The 20,854-nt window shown below is 74.4% G+C and carries 21 protein-coding genes and 1 pseudogene; 14 read left to right on the top strand and 8 right to left on the bottom strand.

Annotated features, from left to right (window positions below):
• The first annotated feature begins 45 nt into the window (after positions 1-45).
• Complete coding sequence (locus ACI79G_RS00675) at positions 46-1,020, top strand: anti-sigma factor RsbA family regulatory protein (protein ID WP_456878793.1); 975 nt, start codon at positions 46-48, stop codon at positions 1,018-1,020.
• 23 nt (positions 1,021-1,043) lie between these two features.
• The gene (locus tag ACI79G_RS00670; protein WP_456878792.1) at positions 1,044-1,328 is read left to right on the top strand and encodes a YciI-like protein; all 285 of its coding nucleotides are present in this window, start codon (positions 1,044-1,046) and stop codon (positions 1,326-1,328) included.
• A gap of 30 nt (positions 1,329-1,358) precedes the next feature.
• On the opposite strand, the gene ACI79G_RS00665 is transcribed toward ACI79G_RS00670, so the two are convergent.
• Both ACI79G_RS00665 and ACI79G_RS00660 read right to left on the bottom strand, forming a co-directional pair.
• Positions 1,359-2,417: a 2,3-butanediol dehydrogenase gene (locus ACI79G_RS00665; protein WP_456878791.1), complete on the bottom strand. Its 1,059-nt coding sequence runs from the start codon at positions 2,415-2,417 to the stop codon at positions 1,359-1,361.
• Between the two features lie 162 nt (positions 2,418-2,579).
• Complete coding sequence (locus tag ACI79G_RS00660; RefSeq protein WP_456878789.1) at positions 2,580-3,167, bottom strand: hypothetical protein; 588 nt, start codon at positions 3,165-3,167, stop codon at positions 2,580-2,582.
• A gap of 202 nt (positions 3,168-3,369) precedes the next feature.
• Between ACI79G_RS00660 and ACI79G_RS00655 the strand changes: the two genes are divergently transcribed.
• Both ACI79G_RS00655 and ACI79G_RS00650 read left to right on the top strand, forming a co-directional pair.
• Positions 3,370-3,576: a hypothetical protein gene (locus ACI79G_RS00655; RefSeq protein ID WP_456878787.1), complete on the top strand. Its 207-nt coding sequence runs from the start codon at positions 3,370-3,372 to the stop codon at positions 3,574-3,576.
• 153 nt (positions 3,577-3,729) lie between these two features.
• On the top strand, positions 3,730-4,650 hold the full coding sequence (locus tag ACI79G_RS00650; RefSeq protein ID WP_456878785.1) for a cold-shock protein: 921 nt from the start codon (positions 3,730-3,732) through the stop codon (positions 4,648-4,650).
• 105 nt (positions 4,651-4,755) lie between these two features.
• Here the strand turns inward: ACI79G_RS00650 and ACI79G_RS00645 are convergent, their stop codons facing one another.
• Positions 4,756-6,132, bottom strand: a complete 1,377-nt coding sequence (locus tag ACI79G_RS00645; RefSeq protein ID WP_456878783.1) for an FAD-dependent oxidoreductase — start codon at positions 6,130-6,132, stop codon at positions 4,756-4,758.
• Positions 6,133-6,441: 309 nt separating this feature from the next.
• Between ACI79G_RS00645 and ACI79G_RS00640 the strand changes: the two genes are divergently transcribed.
• Together ACI79G_RS00640 and ACI79G_RS00635 are read left to right on the top strand one after the other, a co-directional pair.
• On the top strand, positions 6,442-7,941 hold the full coding sequence (locus ACI79G_RS00640) for an endonuclease V (RefSeq protein WP_456878782.1): 1,500 nt from the start codon (positions 6,442-6,444) through the stop codon (positions 7,939-7,941).
• A complete protein-coding gene (locus ACI79G_RS00635; RefSeq protein ID WP_456878780.1) occupies positions 7,938-8,258 on the top strand; it encodes an AzlD domain-containing protein in 321 nt (106 codons plus the stop codon). The genes ACI79G_RS00640 and ACI79G_RS00635 overlap by 4 nt, the downstream gene beginning before the upstream one ends.
• A 15-nt stretch (positions 8,259-8,273) precedes the next feature.
• On the opposite strand, the gene ACI79G_RS00630 is transcribed toward ACI79G_RS00635, so the two are convergent.
• Positions 8,274-8,732, bottom strand: coding sequence for a winged helix-turn-helix transcriptional regulator (locus tag ACI79G_RS00630; protein WP_456878777.1), 459 nt, complete (start codon positions 8,730-8,732; stop codon positions 8,274-8,276).
• 83 nt (positions 8,733-8,815) lie between these two features.
• Here ACI79G_RS00630 and ACI79G_RS00625 point away from each other — a divergent pair, with 83 nt between their 5' ends.
• A complete protein-coding gene (locus ACI79G_RS00625; RefSeq protein WP_456878775.1) occupies positions 8,816-9,310 on the top strand; it encodes an N-acetyltransferase family protein in 495 nt (164 codons plus the stop codon).
• Positions 9,311-9,326: 16 nt separating this feature from the next.
• Positions 9,327-9,470, top strand: a complete 144-nt coding sequence (locus ACI79G_RS00620) for a hypothetical protein (RefSeq protein WP_175479645.1) — start codon at positions 9,327-9,329, stop codon at positions 9,468-9,470.
• A 10-nt stretch (positions 9,471-9,480) separates the two neighbouring features.
• Here ACI79G_RS00620 and mug read toward each other — a convergent pair whose 3' ends face one another.
• From mug to ACI79G_RS00605, 3 genes and pseudogenes are all read right to left on the bottom strand, one after another.
• On the bottom strand, positions 9,481-9,990 hold the full coding sequence (gene mug / locus ACI79G_RS00615) for a G/U mismatch-specific DNA glycosylase (protein WP_456878773.1): 510 nt from the start codon (positions 9,988-9,990) through the stop codon (positions 9,481-9,483).
• A pseudogene (locus ACI79G_RS00610) lies at positions 9,987-10,505 on the bottom strand (UGSC family (seleno)protein). The gene mug and the pseudogene ACI79G_RS00610 overlap by 4 nt, the downstream one beginning before the upstream one ends.
• Positions 10,502-11,896: a thioredoxin family protein gene (locus tag ACI79G_RS00605; protein ID WP_456878771.1), complete on the bottom strand. Its 1,395-nt coding sequence runs from the start codon at positions 11,894-11,896 to the stop codon at positions 10,502-10,504. Before ACI79G_RS00605 ends, ACI79G_RS00610 begins: the two are co-directional and overlap by 4 nt.
• An 84-nt stretch (positions 11,897-11,980) precedes the next feature.
• Between ACI79G_RS00605 and ACI79G_RS00600 the strand changes: the two genes are divergently transcribed.
• From ACI79G_RS00600 to ACI79G_RS00590, 3 genes are all read left to right on the top strand, one after another.
• Complete coding sequence (locus ACI79G_RS00600) at positions 11,981-13,585, top strand: hypothetical protein (RefSeq protein ID WP_456878769.1); 1,605 nt, start codon at positions 11,981-11,983, stop codon at positions 13,583-13,585.
• 75 nt (positions 13,586-13,660) lie between these two features.
• Positions 13,661-14,305, top strand: coding sequence for a dihydrofolate reductase family protein (locus ACI79G_RS00595; RefSeq protein ID WP_456878767.1), 645 nt, complete (start codon positions 13,661-13,663; stop codon positions 14,303-14,305).
• A gap of 840 nt (positions 14,306-15,145) precedes the next feature.
• A complete protein-coding gene (locus tag ACI79G_RS00590; protein ID WP_456878765.1) occupies positions 15,146-15,886 on the top strand; it encodes a pentapeptide repeat-containing protein in 741 nt (246 codons plus the stop codon).
• Positions 15,887-16,796: 910 nt separating this feature from the next.
• On the opposite strand, the gene ACI79G_RS00585 is transcribed toward ACI79G_RS00590, so the two are convergent.
• Positions 16,797-17,711, bottom strand: a complete 915-nt coding sequence (locus ACI79G_RS00585; protein WP_456878763.1) for a ribonuclease Z — start codon at positions 17,709-17,711, stop codon at positions 16,797-16,799.
• Between the two features lie 351 nt (positions 17,712-18,062).
• Between ACI79G_RS00585 and ACI79G_RS00580 the strand changes: the two genes are divergently transcribed.
• The 3 genes from ACI79G_RS00580 (at position 18,063) to ACI79G_RS00570 (ending at position 20,756) form a co-directional block, all read left to right on the top strand.
• Complete coding sequence (locus tag ACI79G_RS00580; protein ID WP_456878761.1) at positions 18,063-18,446, top strand: nuclear transport factor 2 family protein; 384 nt, start codon at positions 18,063-18,065, stop codon at positions 18,444-18,446.
• A 68-nt stretch (positions 18,447-18,514) separates the two neighbouring features.
• Positions 18,515-19,114 (top strand): TetR/AcrR family transcriptional regulator, encoded by a 600-nt coding sequence (locus ACI79G_RS00575; RefSeq protein WP_456878760.1) that lies wholly within the window; start codon positions 18,515-18,517, stop codon positions 19,112-19,114.
• Between the two features lie 13 nt (positions 19,115-19,127).
• Positions 19,128-20,756 carry an MDR family MFS transporter gene (locus ACI79G_RS00570; protein ID WP_456878758.1) on the top strand — a complete coding sequence of 543 codons (1,629 nt, stop codon included), beginning with the start codon at positions 19,128-19,130 and terminating at the stop codon, positions 20,754-20,756.
• Positions 20,757-20,854: the final 98 nt, after the last annotated feature.

Genomic DNA, 20,854 nt, shown 5'->3' with positions numbered 1-20,854 from the left:
CTACCGTGGTGGGGCAACGGCGGGCCGCACGCGAGGGGACAGGCAGTGGACACGGCGCTTCAGCACGGGGTCGTCCCCGCGCCCGGCCCGCGCTACGTGCACGACGCGCTGTTCTTCTCCACTCCTGACGAGCTGGCCGCCGCCACGGTTCCCTTCGTGCGGGCCGGCCTGGCCGCCGGGGACGCCGTGGTCGTCGCCGCCTCACCCGCCACCGCCGACGTCGTCCGGCAGGCCGTGGACGGCGACGAGCGGGTCCACCTGGTCGCCCGGGGCGCCGGCTACGCCCGGCGGACGCCCGCGGCGGTGACCGAGTTCCGGCGGCTGGCCGACGAGCTGTCCGCCGCCGGTGCGCCGCGCATCCGAGTGGTCGGCGAGACCGACTTCGGGCGCACCGAGCGCCAGTGGCTGGAGTGGCAGCGCTACGAGGCCGTCATCAACGACGCCCTGGGGCCCTGGCCGCTGTGGGGGCTGTGCGTCTTCGACACCACGCGGCTGCCCGACCAGGTGCTCGAGTCGGTCGCCCGGACCCACCCGACCGTCGTCGCCGGCCGGTCCCGTACGCCCAACCCCCGCTTCGTCGACCCCGCCGAGTACCTGCGCGGGCTGCCGGTGCCGGCGGAGCCGCTGCAGGCCGGCGCCCCGCGGCTGGCCGTGGACGACGTCGCCGACCCGATCGCGCTGCGGCACGCCGTCGCCGCCGAGCTGGCCGCCGTCGGCGGTGCGCGCGAGGTGGTCGAGGACTTCCTCCTGGCCGTCGACGAGATGACGTCCAACGCCATCCGGCACGGCGCGCCGCCGGTGGGCCTGCGGCTGTGGACGTCGGCCGACCGGGTCGTGTGCACCGTCACCGACCACGGCCCGGGCCTGGACACCCCGTTCGCCGGCTACGGCCCGGCCCACGGCGAGGACCTCTCCCGCGGCGGCATGGGGGTGTGGCTGGCCCGCCAGCTGTGCGACCACGTCGACATCAGCTCCGGCCCGGACGGCGTCACGGTGCGGTTGACGACCGCGCTGCGCTAGGGCGCGCCTGGGAGACTGTCGGCGTGCAGCCTGCCTCGCAGTACAGCGTCCTGGAGTACACGCTGGCCGACGACTACCTGGAGCGCCGGGAGGCGCTGCGGGCCGAGCACCTGGCGCTCCTCCGAGCGGCTCACGAGCGTGGGGAGCTGCTGATGGCCGGTGCGCTGCCCGACCCGTACGACCGCGCGCTGCTGGTGTGGACGGCGCCGCGCGAGGTGGTGGAGCGCTTCGTCGAGTCCGACCCCTACGTCGTCCAGGGACTGGTGACCGGCTGGACCATCCGGCCGTGGGCCGTCGTGGTCGGCTGACGCAGCCGGGAGCCCGCCCCGGTCACGTCGTCATCGGGGCTGCACCAGGATCTTGACGTTCTCCTCCTTGTTGTCGATCAGCTCGCGGAACCCCTGCTCGACGATGTCGTCGAGGCCGATCCGCCCGGTGATGAACGGGAACGGGTCGACCCGGCCGGAGGCCACCATCTCGATCGTCGCCGGGTGGTCGTGGGCGTAGGCGAGACTGCCCAGCACGCTGACCTCGCGGAACACCAGGTCGTTCATCGCGACCCGGGCCTCGTGCCCCCAGATCGCCACGTTGACGCAGGTGCCGCCGGCACGGGTGGAGCGGATGGCCGTCGCCAGCACCTGGTCGACGCCGGCGCACTCGAAGGTGACGTCGGCGCCGCGGCCCTTCGTCAGCTCCTCGACGGCCTCGACGACGTCGACCGACCGCGGGTCGAGCACGGTGGCCGCGCCGGCGCCCGCGGCCTTCTGCTTGCGCGCCTCGGCGGGCTCCACCACGAGCACCTGCTCCACGCCGGCGGCGGTCAGCGCCGCGGTGGTCACCAGCCCGATGGGGCCGGCCCCGAACACCACCGCCGCGTGTCCCGGCCGGGCGCCGGAGAGCCGGACGGCGTGGTGGGCGACGGCGAGCGGCTCGACGAGCGCCCCGACGTCCGTGCCGAGGTCGCCGAGCGGGTGGATCCAGCGCCGCTCGGCCACGACGTACCGGGAGAAGCCCCCGCCGCCGCCGGAGAGCCCCACGAAGCCGAGGGTGCGGCAGACGTTGTAGCGCCCCTGCTGGCAGGCGTCGCAGCGACCGCAGACGACGTAGGGCTCCACGACCACCCGGTCGCCCGCCCGCACGTCGTCCACCCCGGGGCCGACCTCCGCCACCACGCCGGCGAACTCGTGGCCGAGGGTCACCGGCACGCCCTCGCCGGTCAGCGGGTGCGGCGCCTCGGCCGTCGGCACGAAGATCGGGCCCTCGAGGTACTCGTGCAGGTCGGTGCCGCAGATGCCGCACCACTCGACCTCGACGGCGACCGTGCCGGGGCGCACCTGAGGGTCCGGGACCTCCTCGACCCGGATGTCGCCGCGACCGTGGAACCGGGCTGCCCTCATGGCGTCGTCTCCGTCCGTCGGTGGACCTCCGCGCGGGAGGCTGCCGACAGGACACCGCGAGGCGCCCGGTCCCCGGGAGCGTTGCAGCCGGTTGCACCCGGCCACCTGGCTCGGCGGCCCCGTCCCGGGCACCGCCCTGAGCCTGCGACGGGCGAGGGGTCCTCAGTCGGGCAGCAGCCGGCGCAGCACGCCCTTGGCCGTCGCCCCGACGCGATAGGACTGCACCAGCCACGAGTTGCAGACGATGTTCGCGCCGGCCAGCGCGGGCACGAGGAACTGCGTCACCCGCTGCCGGCTCTGCCACTTGGCGATCTCCGGCGGGGTGTTCTGGGTCGGCAGGGTGGCGTCCTTGACCTCCACCTGCTCGCCGCGGCGCGCGGCCTCCTCGGCGGCCTTGCCGATGCGGCTGCCGCTGTAGGCGGCATAGGCGGTGGCGCCCGCGCCGGCCACGGCCAGCCCGGCCTTGAGCGCCCCCACGGTTCCGAAGCCCTTCTGCAGGGCGATCCGCCGGCCGCCGACCTGGGTGAGCCGCAGCCCGGCCAGCAGCGTGGCGGCGATGCCGCCGAACTGCGCGGGCTGGTACCGGCTCCACGCGGACGCGGCCACCCGGATGCGGTCGAGGCCCTGGGAGAGGTCCTGGCCGGACTTGTTCACGCCGGCGATGCCCATCACCGCGCCGCCGAACCACAGGGCCGAGCCCAGGTCGTGTACCGCCTGCGCCACGACGTGGTTGTCGCTGCTGGACGTCATCGTTCCTCCTCCGGTCGGGTCCCCCGTGCGAGTGGCCGCCCCTACCCGGACCCGCGCCCGGGTAACGGGACACGCCCGCCGACCTCGGCGACACGCCGCGGGAGTGTCGGCCGGGGATGGGAGCGGTCACCGGTGGGTATGCAGCGCCGTGCGGCCGAGGTTCGGACAGTCGGACCGGCCGGAGTCCCCCGCGGAGCACCCCATGGCACCCGCCGTCGTCCCCCTGCCCGAGCTCGACCGGCGCATCGTCGAGGCCCACCGCGACCTCGGCGCGGCCCGCTCGGCGTTCGCGCGCGCCCCCAGCGGTGCGGCGGTCACCGCGTGCCAGACCGCCGAGGCCCGGCTCAACGAGCTGCTCGACGCGCGCCTCGACAGCATGACCGCCGCTCACCGGGCGCGCGCGGCGTGAGCCCGGGACCGGCCCCCCACCGGGTGCCTGCTCGCGCGCGCGGCGGGTGAGGGAGGCTGGAGCATGCGGCCGTGCCTCTCCTCGGGGACGGCGTGGCCGGAGGACGGCCGGCGGGAAGGGCCCGCCGGCGACGAGCAGTGCAGGAGCACGTGGATGCCGCAGGGCACGGTCAAGTGGTTCAACGCCGAGAAGGGATTCGGGTTCATCGCACCCGACGACGGAGGGCGTGACGTGTTCGTCCACTTCTCCGCGATCGCCGACGAGGGCGGGTTCCGCAGTCTCGACGAGGGCCAGCAGGTGGAGTTCGAGGCCAGTGAGGGCCAGCGCGGCCCGCAGGCCGACTCGGTGCGGCCGGTCGGCGGCGCCCCCCGCCGCCAGCAGGAGCGCGGGCGCGACGACCGGGGCCGCGGGCGGGACGACGACCGGGACTGGGGCCGCGGCGGCGACCGCGGGCGCGAGGGCGGCCGCCCGTCGCGCGGCGGGCGCGCCACCGGCACGGTCTCCTGGTTCGACGCCGACAAGGGCTTCGGGTTCATCCAGCCCGACGACGGCGGGCCGGACGTGTTCGTGCACTTCTCGGCGATCGCCGACCGCGGCGGCTACCGCAGCCTCGACGAGGGGCAGCGCGTCGAGTTCGACGTCACCCAGGGCCAGCGCGGTCCGCAGGCCGAGGACGTGCGGTCGGCCGAGCGGAGCGACGGCCCACGGGACGCCGGCCCGCGCGGCGGTGGGTACCGCGACCGGGACGGCGGTGGGTACCGCGACTCGGGCGGCTACCAGGACCGGGACCGCGGCGGCTACCGCGACGGCGGCCGGGACGCCGGGCGCGGCGGGGCCGGTGCGGGGCGCCGTCCCTCGGGCGGCGGCCGGGCCAACGGCACGGTGAAGTGGTTCAACGCGGAGAAGGGCTTCGGGTTCATCGAGCCCGACGACGGCGGGCCGGACGTGTTCGTGCACTTCTCGGCGATCGCCGACCGCGGCGGCTACCGCAGCCTCGACGAGGGGCAGCGGGTCGAGTTCGAGGCCAGCGAGGGCCAGCGCGGCCCGCAGGCCGACCGGGTCGACCCGGCCTGATGTAGGACCCCGTCCTCCCCGCCCCTCGCACGCTCGGGCGGTGCCCTGGACGGGGCCTGCGCCGGCGCCGCACCCCCCGGGTGCGGCGCCGGCGCAGGCCCGGCGTCAGAGCTGCCGGACGTCGGCCTCCACGGCCTCGAAGGCCTTGCGCGCGGCGATGAGCACCGGGTCCCAGACGGGCGAGAACGGCGGGGCGTAGGAGAGGTCGAGGGAGAGGATCTCGTCGACGCCCATCTCGTTCCAGATGCAGATGGCCAGCGCGTCGACGCGCTTGGCCGCCGCCTCCCGGCCGACGACCTGGGCGCCGAGCAGCCGGCCGCTGCGCCGCTCAGCGATCATCTTGAGCCGGATCGGCTGCGCGCCCGGGAAGTAGCCGGCCTTGGTGGTCGAGTCGACGACGGCGGTGACGAACTGGTACCCGGCCGCCTCGGCCTCGGCGGTGGACAGCCCGGTGCGGGCCGCCTCCAGCTCGCAGATCCGGGTGATCGCGGTGCCGATGACGCCGGGGAAGGTCGCGTAGCCGCCGCCGATGTTGATCCCGGCCACCCGGCCCTGCTTGTTGGCGTGCGTGCCCAGGGCGACCACCACCCGCTGGCCGGAGAGCCGGTGCACCGACTCGACGCAGTCGCCGGCGGCCCACACGCCCTCGACCTTGGTGCGCATCCCCGTGTCGACCGCGATGCCACCGGAGGTGCCGAGCGGGATGCCGGCCTGCTCCGCCAGCCGGACCGCCGGCCGGACGCCGAGGCCGAGCACCACCAGGTCGGCGGGCAGCTCCCGGCCGCTGGCGGTCACCACCGCCCGGGCCCGGCCGCCGGCGTCGGTCTCGATCGCGGCGACGGCGTCGGAGAGGACCAGCTCGATGTCCTCCTTGCGCACGGCCTCGGCGATGAACTCCCCGACGTCGGGGTCGAAGGTGCCGACCGGCGTCGCCGACATGTCCACGACGGTCACGTCCAGCCCGCGGATCCGGCAGGCCTCGGCGATCTCCAGGCCGATGTAGCCCCCACCGACGACGACCACGCGTCGCACGTCCCCGCTCTCGAGCGCGGCCCGCAGCGCCGCGCCGTCGTCCAGCGTCTGGACGCCGTGGACCCCGGTCGCGTCGATGCCGGGCACCGGCGGGCGCATGGGGACGCTGCCGGTGGCGTACACCAGGTCGTCGAACTCCTCCGTGCCGCTGCCACCGTCCTCCAGGCCGCGCCAGTGGACGACGCGCCGGTCGAGGTCGATGCCGACGACCTCGGTCCGCATCCGGACGTCGATACCCATCGCCCGGTGCTGCTCCGGCGTGCGGGCGACGAGGTCGGCCTCCGAGTCGACGGCGTCGCTGATCCAGTACGGGATGCCGCACGCGGAGTACGACGTCGCCCGCCCCCGCTCGAACATGACGACGTCGAGCTCCGGACACCGCTTCTTCGCCTGCGACGCCGCGCTGCCGCCCGCGGCGTCCCCACCGATCACCACCACGCGTCTGCCCACGTCCCGGACGCTAGGGGACCCGGTGCGCGTCCGCCGGTCCACGGCGGGGCAGCCCGGGACTAGCGTCGGTCCATGACCGTCCCGCCGCCTCCCGGTCCGCAACCCCCGTCACCGACGCCGTCGCCCGTGGACCCCGTGCCGCCGCCCGAGCCGGCTCCCTTCCCCGTGCCGGGTCCCGCCGACCCGTCGGCGCCGCCGCCGTCCGGACCGCAGCCCGTCTGACCCCGTCCGACGCGGTCGTCGCCGAGCAGCTGCGGCTCGCCGCCGAGCACCCCCCCGGCCTGGCGGCCCGGGGGGTGGCCCCCGGCCGTGGCCGCCGCCGCCGTCGTCTCGGCCGGCGACGTCGGCCCCGCCTGGGCGGCCGCGGTGCTGACGCGCGGGGAACGGGTCCTGGCCACGGAGGTGGTGGCCGGCGTGGTCCGGGTGCCCTACGAACCCGGGTCGCTGGTCGCCCGGGAGGGGCCGTTGCTGGCCGCCGCGGTCGGCGGGCTGCACCTGCGGCCGGACGTCCTCCTGCTGGCCGCGGCCGGCCAGGACCACCCGCGGCGGGCCGGCCTCGCGCTGCACCTCGGCGCGGACCTGGACCTGCCCACGGTCGGCGTCACCGACCGCCCCCTCCTCGCCGTCGGTCCCCCGCCCGGCCCTGCGCGGGGCGACACGTCACCGCTCCGGCTGGACGGTGCCGAGGTGGCCCGCTGGGTGCGCACGGCGGCCGGCGCGCGCCCGGTCGTGGCGCACGCCGCCTGGCGCACCGCCGCGGACGTCGCGGCTGGGGTCGTCCTCGCCTCGTCGTCCGGGGTGCGGACCCCGCTGCCCCTCCGGGAGGCCCGCCGCCTCGCCCGGGACGGACGCGGCCCGCCGTGGGCAGCCCTGACGCCGTGCCGGTGCCGTTCCCGGGACACGGGGGTCCGCCCGCGGGCGGAGAGGGGGTCCAGCGGGCCGAGGAGCCCCGGTCGGTCGGGGACGGGCGAGCGGAGGCCGGCGTACCTCCTCGGGATGCACCAGGCGGAGCGCGCCCTGCCGTCTCCGCCCGGCCGGGAGGCCCCTCCGGCGAGGGGTCCTGGCAGGGTCGTCGCGACGCCGTCGTCCGCACGGGGCCCGGCGGACCGGAGCGGGGAGGACGGCGGCGTGGTGGGCGGCGGAGACGGCTCGGCGGAGCAGAGCAGGAGCTGGCGGGACGGGCTGCGCGACGGGGCGCCCTACGGCGCCGCGGCGTTCGTGCTGGCGGTGTCGTTCGGGGTGGTGGCCACCGACGCCGGGATGCCCGCGATCGCCGCGATCGTGATGTCGGCGCTCGTCTACTCGGGCTCGGGGCAGTTCGCCGCGCTGGGCGTCGCAGGCTCCGGCGGGGGCGTCGGTGCCGCGGTCGGGACCGCCACCCTGGTCAGTTCCCGGTTCCTGCCGATGGGGTTCGCACTCGGACCCTCGCTGCGCGGCAGCCGGCTGCGCCGCGCGCTCGAGGCCCAGGCGACGGTGGACGCGTCCTGGGCGATGGCCGCCCGCGGCGACGGCCGGTACGACCGCGAGTACCTCTTCGGCCACTCCGCGGCGCAGTACGTCCCGTGGGTGGCCGGCACGGTCGTCGGGGTCTTCGTGCCGGTGCTCGACACCCGTGCCCTCGGCCTGGACGCCGTCTTCCCGGCGTTCTTCCTCGCGCTGCTCGCGGCGGAGGTCCGCGACCGGCTGCGACTGGGCGTGGCCCTGGCCGGCGCCGGGGTCGCGCTGGCCCTCGTGCCGGTCGCCCCACCGGGCCTACCGGTCCTGGCCGCGAGCGCCGTGGCACTCGTCGGGCTGCGGGGGCCGCGGTGAGCCCGTCGGCCTGGTGGCTGCTCATCGGCCTGTGCGTGCTGACGACCGCGCTCACCCGCGGGGCGGGCCCGGCCGCGACGGGCGGGCGGGAGCTCCCCGCGCCCGCGGTGCGGGTCGTCGTCCTGCTGTCCTCGGCGCTGCTGGCCGCGCTCGTCGTCACCTCCGCGCTGGCCGACGGCACCGAGCTGCGCGTCGGGGCGGACACCGCCGGCGCAGCGACCGCCGGCGTGCTGCTGTGGCGGCGGGCGCACCTGCTCGTCGTCGTCCTGGGAGCCGCCGCGGTCACTGCTGGCCTGCGCGCACTGGGTGTGGACTGAGCCGAGCGGCCGGGCTCAGGCCCCGGAGCCCCGTGGCACCGGTCGGACCTCCCGGGCGCCGCTGAGCTGGTGCCCGGCCTCGCACACGAGCACCTGGTGCACCGGCTCGCCGCAGTCGCGGTGCCGCAGCTCGAGGGCGACGTCGCCGTCCTCGGCCAGGTACTGGTCCCCCCACCTCATCAGGGCCACCAGGACCGGGTGCAGGTCGACGCCCTTCTGCGTCAGCCGGTACTCGTGGCGCTGCCGCTCCCCCTCCGCCTGGTACGGGACCCGCCGCAGGACACCCTGCTCCACCAACGTGTTGAGCCGGTCCGTGAGCACGGCCCTGGGCGCGCCGAGCACGCGCTGGAAGTCGGCGAACCGGCGCACCCCGAGGAACGCCTCGCGCAGGACCAGCAGGCTCCACTTCTCGCCGATGACGGCCAGCGTGCCCGCGACCGAGCACCGCGACCGGTCCCACAGCGCCTCGCTCACGACCCCAGCATATCCGGCTGAGTTCACTTGACGAACTGCCTCGGCAAGAGCAGAGTTCGCTCCGCGAACTCAGGGAGGCCGAGATGGATCTGCCCGTGACGACCAGGCCGGTGCGGCCGGACGACGCCCCGCTGTTCCGCCGGCTGTGGGACCGGCTCTCCCCGGAGACGGTCTACCGGCGCTTCCACGCACCGCTGCGCTCCCCGCCGGCGGACGTCCACCGGCTGGTCGAGGTCGACCACGACCTGCGTGAGGCGCTCGTCGCCGTCGTCGGCGGCGAGGTGATCGGGGTGGCGCGCTACGACCGCTCCTCCGCCGACCCCGCGACCGCCGAGGTCGCCGTGGTCGTCGAGGACGCCTGGCAGGGCGTCGGCGTCGGCCGCCAGCTGCTCGGCGAGCTGACCGAGCTGGCCGGACGCCGCGGCGTCCGCAGCCTCACCGCCGACGTCCAGGCCGACAACGACCGCGTGGTCGGGCTGGTCCACCGGCTCCTCCCCGGCGCTCGGCTCACCCCCGAGCACGGCGTCTACGCCGTGCACAGCCCCCTTCCCGGCGCGACGGTGCCCGCCGCCGCCTGACCCGAGAGGACCTCCCGTGTCCCGTCTGCGCACCGCCATCGCCGAACGCCGCCGCACCCGCGCCCGCCTGCGCGAGGACCGCGCCTTCGAGCGGCTGCTCGCCCGCGCCCCGACCGTCGAGTCCGCGCACGAGCTGCGCGCCATCTCGACCCGCCGCTGACGGCCGACGGTCAGCCGGCGAGCGCCGCCTCCCGCAGCTGCCCGTAGAGCCGGGCCAGGTCGGGCAGCTGGTGGTGGGCGTTCAGCCCGCTCGGGTTGGGGACCACCCAGGTCGCCGCGCCGCCGACCCGCTCGGGCTGGAGCCCGATCGTCGCGCGCGGCCGGTCGAAGCCGATCCGGTAGGCCGTGATGCCGAGGACGGCGAGCACCCGCGGCCGGTACCGCGCCACCAGCTCGCCCAGCGCCACGGCTCCGGCCCGCAGCTCCTCGGGGGACAGCTCCGCGGCGGTCCGGGTCGGGCGGTCGGCCACGTTGGTCACCCCGAGGCCGTGGTCGAGCAGCTGCACGTCCTCCTCGGGCCGCAGCAGCCGCGGGGTGAGGCCCGCCCGGTGGATCGCCGGCCAGAAGCGGTTGCCCGGGCGGGCGAAGTGGTGCCCGCGCTCGGCCGACAGCAGCGACGGGTTGATGCCGCAGAAGAGGACGTCGAGGCCGGGGGCGATGACGTCGCGCAGCGGCTTCACCGGGCCGCCGTGACCGCGGCGACCACCGCGGGGTAGGCGGCGTCGGCGGCGGCACGCAGTTCGTCGTCGGTGCGGTCCTGCACCGGGTGCGGCACGAGGACGGCGGGAGCCGGGAACCCGAGGGCCCGGCCCTGGACGAGCGCGGCCTCGGCGAAGGCCTCGCTGGCGAGGAAGACCCCCACCACGCCGCGGCGCTCGAGGTCGGCGATGTCGTGCACACTGCACGACGTGCACGAGCCCTAGTCGGCGAGCGCCTCGATGACCACCTCGCAGTGCTCGGCGATCTCGTGCCGGAGGTCCACGGGGGCGGGCCGGGCGAAGGTCGGCTTGCGGTACCGGAGCACCCGCACCCCGTCTGCCCGCAGCAGCTCCTCCAGCCGGTCCAGGACGACGTCCCCGCGGGCCTTGCTGATGTCGAGCAGGCCGACGGTCCGGCCGCGCAGCGCGTCGGGCCGGGGCAGCAGCTCCCGCGTCGCCGGCCTGCGCTCGCCGGTCGGGTCCAGGACGGTCCTCACCCGCGCACCTCCCTCGTCACGGGGACGCTCCCCGTCTCGCCGGACACCCACCCACCGATGATCGCGCTGAACAGACCGGCGTCCCCGCCGGCGTGCGTCACGAGCAGCCCGCCCGGGCGGAACTTCGGCAGCCGCTCGGCCCCGACCCCGGGTGGCAGCCCCTCGGCCATGCCCCCCGCTCCCCGCACCAGCTCGCCGGCCGGCAGCTGGAGCAGCCCGTCGAGCTCGGTGAGCAGCCGCGCCCGGTCCCAGCCCGCCTCGCGGAACACCCGGCCGTGCTCCGGGGAGACGACCAGCATGGCGTCGAAGGCCATCGGCAGCTTGGGGTGGGCGTTCACCCGCAGGCAGGCGGCGAAGCTGCGGGCCAGCGACTCCGGGTCGCGGCTGAGCTGGTCGACCACCGGTTGCACCCCGGCGCCGGCGAACAGGGTGACCGCGTCCCCGGGCACACCGCGGTCGGCGGCCAGGGGGGCGAAGGGGCTGTCCTCCTCCCGCTCGGCGAAGCAGGAGGTGTACTTGCCGGGGTTGCCGAGCGTGGCCCGGTCCACCTCCCCGGGCCGGCCGCCGCCGACGTTGCGGACGACGAGCTGCAGCGCCCGGCCGATCGTGGCGTTGGCCCGGTTGCCCTGGCCGAGGGCGTTGACCCCGCTGTTCATGCCCACCCGCCGGGCGACCGGGCCGTTGACCACCACGACCGGGCCGGAGAAGTAGGTGGTGGCGAGCAGCCCGTGGAGGGCGAACTCCTCGGCGCAGGCGGCCTCCACCGCGGCGAGCACCACCGGCAGGTGCTCGGGGAGGCACCCGGCCATCACCGCGTTGACCGCGACCTTCTCCACGGTGCACGCCACGAGGTCCGGCGGGACGACGGCGACCACCTCACGCGGGTCCCGCGTCGTCCCCCGCAGCAGCCGCAGGACCCGCTCCGGCGTCGGCGGAACGACGGGCAGCCCGTCGGTCCAGCCGCGGTCGAACAGCGCCTCGTGCTCGTCCTCGAGGTCGGCCAGCGCCACCCGCCGGCTGGCCAGCCCGTCGCCGTAGCGGGCCTCCAGCTCGTCCACCCGGGAGGGGTCCACCGACAGGGACCCGCAGCCGGGCCGGTGCTCGGGCAGCCCGGGACCGAGCCCGGCGGCCCCGGTCAGCTGCTGCCACTGCTCCCGGCTCCACCCCACGACGCGGCCCGTCTCCCGACCGCCCTCGACGCGCAGCAGCGTCGGCACGGTCTCGATGCCCAGCCGGTACGACAGCTCCAGACCGGTGTCGTCGCCGTCGAACCAGTCCGGGTCGTCCTGGCACCACACCGCGGCACCGAGGCCACGCAGCACCGGCTCCACGAGGGTGCACGTCGGGCAGTCCCGCTTGACGACGGCGACCAGTCCGTCGGGCAGCTGCACGTCTGCTGACGCTAGCCCCAGCGGCGGGCCCGGACGACCGGGGAGCGGGAGACCAGGGCTCCTGCACAGCGCACACTGGCCGGCATGACCGAGGGTGCCGACGCGGACTTCCGCCGCTTCGTCGCCGCCGAGCGCGACGGCCTGCTCGCCGAGGCACTCCGGCTGACCGGTGACCCCGACCGCGCCGAGGACGCCGTCCAGCGCGCCCTGGCCCGCACCCGGCGGCAGTGGGGACGACGTGGCACCGATCCCGCGACCACCGCCGCCGACGCCCTGCACGCCGCCGCGTCGCCGCGCGGGGACGGGCAGGTCCTCGAGTCGCTCGACGACCGCCCCCGGCCCGCACCCGTCCCGCCCGCGCGCTGGCGCCTGGACGCCGACGCGGCCGCCACCGACGCCCTCGACCGTGCCCGCCGGCAGCGCCGGGTCCGCACCGCCGGTATCGCCGCCGCGGCCGCCGTCACCGTGGCCGCCGCCGCGCTGGTGGTCCCGCAGCCGACCACGGAGCCGCCCGACGCGGCGGCCACCCAGCAGCAGGCCGCCGACGTCCCCGTGCTCACCGAGCCCACCCGCGGCTCGCTCGCCGGCGACGCCGCCTTCGTCGAGGCCGCGCGCCGCGCCGACTGGGGCCCGCTGACCCCGCCCCCGGTCGAGGAGCGCCGCGTCGTCCTCGCCACCGACACCCCCGACGGCCGGGTCGTCCTGCTCGCCGGCACGGTCGACGAGGACGTCCGCGGCGTCTGGCTCACCGGCCCGGTGGGCGCACCGCCCGAGCAGCTCACCCGCCACGTCCCGCAGAACCTCGGCCCGTACCGGCCGGCGTCGCTGCTGCTGGGCGGCCCCGGCCCGGCGACCGTCGTCGTCCTCACCGCCCCCGGCGACCAGGTCGAGGTCTCCCCCCGGCTGCAGGTCGGCCCGCGCGGCACGGTCGGCCGCAGCTACGAGCCGGTCCCGGCGGACGACGGCCTCGCGGTCACCGGGGTGCCGACGACGACCGGTGGTGCCGGCACCAGCGTCCGCGTACTGCGCGACGGGCAGCCGGTCTACCGCGCGGGCGTTCCCGGCACCGCGCTCCCCGCCGGCCCCGCCGACGTCCCACCCCTGGAGCCGCTGCGCCCGGCGACCACCCGCCCGGCCGACCGGCTGGTGACCGAGGCACTCACCGACATCGCCGTCCCGCTGGGCGCCGAGCCCGCCGAGCTGCAGCCGCAGCTGCTCTGGTCGGGCAGCCTGCCGATGCCCGAGGTGTCAGGCAGCGTCGCCGTCGTCGTGGGTCGCAGCCCCGGCGGCGGGCTCGTCGTCACCACCCGGGCCGGGCAGCTCGGCAGCACCGGGGCCGGGCGCACCGTGCCGTGCGGCGTGCACACCCCGCCGGGCACCACCGACGTCGCCGGGCTCGTCGTGGCGCGGGTCTGCGACCTCTCCTCCCCCGAGACCGAGCCGTCCGACGCCGGCCGCTGGCTGGTCGTCACCGCGCCCGCCCCGGCCACGGCCGCCGCCGTCCTGGACGAGCGCGGCGGCGTGCTCGCCACCGTCCCGCTGCCCGACGGCAGCGGGGTCGCCCTCCTCCCGACCGGCGCCCGCGAGGTGCGCACCCTCGACGCGTCCGGCCGGGCGCTGGCCGAGGTGCCGATCAGCGCCGTCGCCACCGAGCCGTTCGGCGACTACGGCTCCGGCGAGGTCCGCTAGGACCGCAGCGCTGAGTTCGCCGGCGTCCACCGGTCCACCCCTCGACCGAGTCGACCGACCCACCGGGAGCCAGACATGGGCCTCGTCCACATCGAGCTGTTCGCGACCCTCGACCTCGTCGGGCAGGCACCCGGCGGCCCCGACGAGGACCCGGTGGGGTTCCCGTTCGGCGGCTGGCAGGCGCCCCTGCTCGACGAGGTCTCCGGGGCGCAGGTCGGCGCCGCGTACGAGGGCACGGACGCCCTCCTGCTCGGCCGGCGGACCTATGACATCTTCGCCGCCTACTGGCCGCACCAGGAGGGCGGCCAGGACGACGACATCGCCACGCTCTTCAACCGCGTCCCGAAGTACGTGGCCTCCCGCGGCACCCCCGACCTCTCGTGGGCCGGGTCCACGCAGCTCGGCCCGGACCTGGCCGGCGCGGTGCGCGAGATCCGCGACCGGCACGAGCACGTGAAGGTCGTCGGGAGCCTGGACCTGGTGCAGACCCTCCTGCGCGAGAAGCTGTTCGACCGTCTCGACCTCTGGGTGCACCCGATCGTGCTCGGCGTCGGGAAGAAGGTGTTCGACGGCGGCGCGGTGCCCACGAACGTCACCCTCCTCGAACCGCCGGTGGCCAGCCCGACGGGCACCGTGTACCTGCGCTACGGGCTCGCCGAGGGCACGCCCGGGACGGGGGACATGACCGCACCCGACCGCGGTGTCGGGCGCGACGACTGACGCCGCACCGCGCCAGGGCCGTCCCGACCATGTTCCACAGCGCGGAGAACGGCAAAGCGACCTCCACCCGGACTTGCTTGTCCTCCTCCAGGTCGATGTCGAGCCCCGGACTACTGGTCCAATCCATCCGGCCCGTCACCGTGTGCCTGCCCGAGGGCAGAGGGATTTCGGCAGACTGCCCTGCTTCAGTCCAGCCACCCGACGGCGTCGATGTCGACCCAGAGTCGACGCAGAATGCCCCCACTGTCATGAGGACGCTCTACGCGGAGACTTGCCACGGGCGCGGAACCTACGTCGTCACAGAGCCGCCCGCGTCCCCATCTGGGGCCAGCCGTGGTGGGCACCGGCTCGGGAGCTGCACTTCAGGTGAACCGGGCCGGTGTCCCGGAGCGGCCCACTGTGGGACACTCAGCCCTTAGCCTGGCCGCGCCCGAACTCAGCATCCCCGAACCCACGGTGCGTCGACACCACGGCCCGCTGGCCCATGGACCCTGCCATGAGTTTGCGTCGCGAGGTCCGGACCAGGGGGATAGGACTCCCCGTATTCGCCGTATCACGAAGCCACACGGGAGCTTGGCCGGGCGCGTCCAACCACCTGGCCCGCCTCGTTGGCCTCGACGCCCTTGTTCCATCCTCGGAGCCGGACCAGAGATGCTGAAGGTTGCAGGAGACCGCCACTGCCCTGCATGCTCTCCGGGTGTCCGTCGCGGCGCGTGGAGTGACGCGCACCCCGCTCGGTTCGAGACTTCCACTTCTGAGCTACGGAGCTTCTACTCTCCGTTAACGGTCCATCATGGTTCTCGTGTTGGCAAGTTCGCTTGTTGGCCGGAGGGGGCATTGATGACAGCCAGCGCAGCGCAGACCTGGGTCGGACTGCTGGGCACCGTTACGGCAGCAATCTTAGGCCTATTCAAGTATTTCAACTATAAGACCAAAAAGGATCAGAAGGCGGCGGTTGGCCTGGCCTTCTCATCCACTATAGACGCGCTCTCGTCAGACAACGCAACGAGGTGCATGGCCGCTGCGGTTCTGCTCCGGCGGTTCTTTGACCCAAGAGCCGAGCAAGGTGGCGCGGGCGCACCATATGCGAGGGAAACGATCGAGGTGATTGCCGGATTGCTACGCGAGGCGCAGCCAGAGAACCTACAGAAGGTGCTAGCCGACAGCTTGCGCTACGCCCGACCCGGTCGGCACTTGCCGCGCGGACTAGCTGGCGCTGACTTGCAGCGATGCAACCTTCGAAACGCTTACCTAGGCACGAGAGAGCAGGAAAGACCCGTAGACCTATCAGGTGCCGATCTATTCGAAGCTGATTGCACGGGAGCTTCGCTCAGGGGGGTTGTCGCAGAAGGAGTGGTCCTCTATCGCGCGAGACTGGAGGGAGCGACGCTTGTAGGAGCGAACCTCGCAAGGGCTGACTTAAGAGCAGCAAAGCTAACGGGAGCCAGATTGGCGGGCGCTCTTATTGAAGGTGCGCGGTTCGACGGGGCGGAGGATATCCCCAGGAACGTTGCGGTCCTGTTGAGCGATGGGAGCGTCGGCCGGCCCGGGGCCGTCGTCAGCTCAGAGGAGTCGCCGTGAGTCCTGCGGTCTTTATAAGCAGGCCCTCCACACTATCGAGTAGAGAGCAGGAATTATGTGACCAATGGGAGACTTTCCTGAGAGGTGAGGGTCTAAGCATCGATCAACTACCCAGGGAAGAGTACAGCATTCATCCTTGGCAGCAGCTGCGTGATCGAATTAGTCGGGCAGATGGAATGCTCGTTCTGGGCTTCGGTCAGCTCTTAGTCGAGTCGGGCATATGGCGGCCACGAGCAGAACCAGTACCTCTCACTTCTGTTAAGTGGACGTCGCCTTGGATGCAGATCGAGGCGGGCATGGCGTTGATGGCGGCCATACCGCTTCTGCTTCTGCCGGAAAGAGGAGTGGTGGAAGGCGTCTTTGATGAAGCCTTGTGGACGTACGCCCTTCTCGACGTTTGCGCCCCACCCGACCGTATCAACCGGGTCCTTGAGAGTTGGGTTGCCGACGTTCACACATATGCGTGTAGCAGAGCAAGCGGCAAGGTGAGACCTATTCAGGCCTCGCTATCCGGAAACTGAGTAATGACCCTGGGCATCAGGCAACTTCTCCAGATGGCGACGAAAGATTGAGGTGGCGAGTTGAGCCTTCGCATGGCCACGTCATATAGGCCTTGGGCGATTAGCGGGATCGCTATCGCATGCCTTCTTGTCGTAACCAAGCGAGCACATCAAGTGCGACGCAACTATGTCTTTCAGGACGGGGGCGTGACCTCATACAACAATCCGGCACTCGTCCTGTAGCGCTTAAGGCTCCCATCTCGGGTGCGTTGGGTCGCCCGTCGCTTTTCCTGGTTTGAACGTGGACGCCGAGGGAGGCCCGCGCGCCTCGGGTTCTTGGTCACCCGCATGTCCCTGAAGCCGCCCTCAGGGACAGCAGCTGGCGGCGCACCCGATCCCCGACGGAGGTGCTAGAGGCGGCGCGGCACTGGCACGGTCGCCAGGTCCGCCGCCACCACCAGGTCGCCGTCGAAGACCTCGGCCGCCTCGTCCCGGAAGCAGGACGGGTCGGGGTAGCGCTGCGAGAAGTGGGTGAGCAGCAGCCTGCGCACCCCGCACTCCGCGGCCACCGTCGCCGCCTGCCGTGCGGTCAGGTGCCCGTAGTCGCGGGCCAGCGCGGCGTCCTCCTCGAGGAACGTCGACTCGATCACGAGCAGGTCCGCGCCGTCGGACAGCGCGGGGACCGCGTCGCACATCCGGGTGTCCATCACGAAGGCCACGCGCTGCCCCGGCCGGGGGACGCTCACGTCCTCCAGCCGCACGGTCCGCCCGTCGACGTCCAGCGACCCCGAGCGCTGCAGCCGGCCGACGTCCGGGCCGGACACCCCGGCGCGGGCCAGGGCCTCGGGCAGCATCCGGCGGCCGTCGGGCTCGACCAGGCGGTAGCCGAAGGACTCGACGAGGTGGTCGAGCCGGCGCGCCTCCAGCCTCCACGACGGCCCCGAGGCCACCGGCCCGTCGGCGGTCAACGGCTCCTCGCGCAGGTCGACGACGTCGTGGAACACCGACGCGGCGCGCAGCCGGCCGAAGTACTCCCGCCCGGACGCCGGGAAGTGCGCGACTACCGGGTGCGCGACCCGGTCCAGCGACATCCGCTGCACCACGCCGGGCACACCGAGGCAGTGGTCGCCGTGGAAGTGGGTCAGGCAGATCCGGGTGACCGCGCTGCTCGGGACGCCGGCCAGCAGCATCTGCCGCTGCGTGCCCTCGCCGGGGTCGAACAGCAGCCCCTCGCCGTCCCAGCGCAGCAGGTAGCCGTTGTGGTTGCGCGTGCGGGTGGGCGCCTGGCTGGCGGTGCCGAGGACGACGAGCTCGCGGACCGTCACCGCCCGAGCATGAGCCTGGGTACGGCTCGACGCAGTAGGAAGACGCAGCAGGAACGAGTGGTGCTCGTGCGCGACCGCCACCGGTCGCCCTCCCGGCGCAGGCCGAGGGTCAGCCGCAGCCGGTGCCCGGGGTGCTCGGCCTCGGGGCCGCGGACACCGTCCTCCGGCGGCGGGACGTCGTCCGGGTCGCCGACGTGCACGGCTCGCGCCCAGCGGTGGACCAGGTCCCGGACGGCGGGCTCGTCGTCCCCCGGATCGGTCGCGCTCAGGACGGTCGGACCGGCGCGGGCACGCCGACCCGTCGCCGGGCCCGCGGTGCGTCCCGCGGGCAGGACCGGTCACGATGGCGCCGTGGCGGAGCTCGGGGACGACGTGCAGGCGGTGCTCGCGGCGGAGGACCGTCGCTACCGGGCGATGGTGGACGGCGACCTGGACGCGCTCGAGCAGTTGCTCGCCGACGGGCTCTGCTACACCCACTCGAGCGGCACCCGCGACACCAAGGACCAGTGGCTGGCCAAGCTGCGGTCGCGGCACTACGTGTACCGGCGGGCCGAGCACCCGGTCGACCGGGTCGAGGTCACCGGTGACACCGCGATCGTCGTCGGCCGGATGACCGCGGTGGTCGACGTCGCCGGCGTCCCGAAGACGCTCGACAACCTGGCCCTCGCCGTCTGGACGCGCGCCGGAGGGTCGTGGCGGCTGCTGGCGTACGCGCCGACGGCGCGGCCGGCCTGATCCCGGGGTGACGGACCCGACACACCCTGCACGGCACGCAAACTTGCAGACGGTGCAAACATGGCCGGGTGACCACCGGACTCCGCGAGCGCAAGAAGGCCGCCACCCGGTCCGCGCTCCACGAGGCCGCGCTGCGGCTGGTGGCCGAGCGCGGCCTGGACGGCGTCTCGGTCGACGACATCGCCGCCCGCGCCGACGTCTCACCCCGCACCTTCTTCAACTACTTCGCCACCAAGGACGACGCGGTCCTCGGCCTGGACCCCGCCGAGCTGCGGCGGACGGCGCAGGCGCTCGCCGGGCGGCCCGCTGACGAGTCGACGGTCGCGGCACTGCGCGCCGTCCAGCACGAGCAGGCCGAGGAGATGGCGCGGGAGACCGAGCTGTGGCCGCTGCGGCTGCAGGTCATCGAGGCCAACCCCGACCTCGTCGGCCGGCTGGTCACCCACTTCGGCGAGGCCGACCGCGCCCTGGCCACCGCCGTCGCCGAGCGCACCGGCACCGACGTCGACACCGACACCCTGCCCACGCTGCTGGCGCTGACCAGCGGCGCGGTGATGCGCACCGCCATGCACCGCTGGCTCACCAGCGGCTTCACCGATTCCCTGCCCCGCCTCGTCGACGAGGCGTGGGACGTCCTCGCCCGCGGCCTGGCCGCCCTCCCCCACTGACCCGAGGAGCCCCGTGCACGCCCCCACCCCGACCGCGACGGACGACGCACCGCTGTTCGTCCTCACCCGGCGCCGGATCAACCTGGTCTTCTCGGCGCTGATCGCCGGGATGCTGGTCTCCAGCCTCGACCAGACCATCGTCTCGACGGCGATGCCGACCATCGTCGGCGACCTGGGCGGCGTCTCGCACATGGCCTGGGTGACGACGGCCTACCTGCTGGCCAGCACGCTGGTCATGCCGATCTACGGCAAGTTCGGCGACCTGTGGGGACGCCGCAACCTCTTCCTCGTCGCGATCGCGCTGTTCACCGCCGCCAGCGTCGGGGCGGCCCTGTCGACCGACTTCACCTGGTTCGTCGTCTGGCGCGGGGTGCAGGGCCTCGGCGGCGGCGGGCTGATGATCCTGTCGCAGGCGATCATCGCCGACGTCGTCCCGGCCCGGGAGCGCGGCAAGTACCTCGGCCCGCTGGGCGCGATCTTCGGTCTGGCCGCGGTCGCCGGCCCGCTCGTCGGCGGGTTCTTCACCGACCACGCGAGCCTCGGCTGGCAGTGGTGCTTCTGGATCAACGTCCCGGTCGGCATCGCCGCGCTGGTCATCGGCTGGTTCGCCCTGACGCTGCCGCGCAAGCGCAACACCGAGCCGGTCGACTACGCCGGCATCGCCACCCTCTCCGCCGCCACCACCTCGCTGGTGTTCTCCACCGACTTCGGTGGCGACCGCGGCTGGACCGACGGCTGGACCCTGGCCCTCATGGCCGTCTTCGCCGTGTCGGTGCTCGCCTTCGTGCTGGTCGAGCAGCGGGCCGTGCAGCCGATCATCCCGCTGTCGCTCTTCCGCAACCCGACCTTCGTCGTGGCCACGGCACTCGGCGCCGCGATCGGCCTGGGCATGTTCTCGGCCATCGCCTTCATGCCCACGTTCCTGCAGATGGCCTCGGGCACCTCGGCGGCCAGCTCGGGCCTGCTGATGCTGCCGATGATGGCCGGCCTGTTCATCACCGCCATCGGCTCGGGCATCGCGACCACCAGGACCGGCCGGTACAAGGTCTTCCCGATCGCCGGCGTGCTGGTGATCGCCGCGGCGATGCTCTGGATGACCACGCTGTCCGGCGACACCTCGCTGGTCACCATCTGCACGATGCTGTTCGTCATGGGCCTGGGCCTCGGCCTGGTCATGCAGGTCGTCGTCCTCGTGGCGCAGAACGCGGTCTCCCCGCGCGACCTGGGCACGGCCACCTCGACCAACAACTACTTCCGCGAGGTCGGCGCCACCCTGGGCGTCGCCGTCTTCGGCACGGTCTTCACCAACCGGCTGGCCGAGAACCTCACCGGCGCCCTGCAGGACAACGCCCAGCAGGCGGTCGCGGCCGGCATCACCTCGCCGGACAGCCTGGTCCCCCAGGCGGTCGAGGCCGCCGGCGAACCGCTGCGGACGGCGATCGTCGACGCCTACGCCGGCGCCCTGGCCCCGGTGTTCGGCTACCTGCTGCCGGCCTTCGCCGTCGCGCTGCTGTTGGCGCTGTTCCTCAGGGAGATCCCGCTCTCGGACGTCGCCGGCCTGGTCGCCCGTGGCGAGGCGGTCGCCGGGGACGACGTCGACCGCCGGGACGACGACGCGCGCGAGGCCACCCCGGCGCGCTGACCCTGCCGTCCGACGGCGAGCTCCGGGCCGGGCGGGACCGGCGTTCCCGATGCTGCCGGGACGTCCTCCGTCCGGCCCGGGAGCAACCCGGTCCCTGG

It is taken from the genome of Geodermatophilus sp. SYSU D00779, from assembly GCF_054050595.1.
The sequence above is the reverse complement of the archived record's forward strand: the minus strand, read 5'-3'. Positions and strand labels throughout refer to the sequence as shown.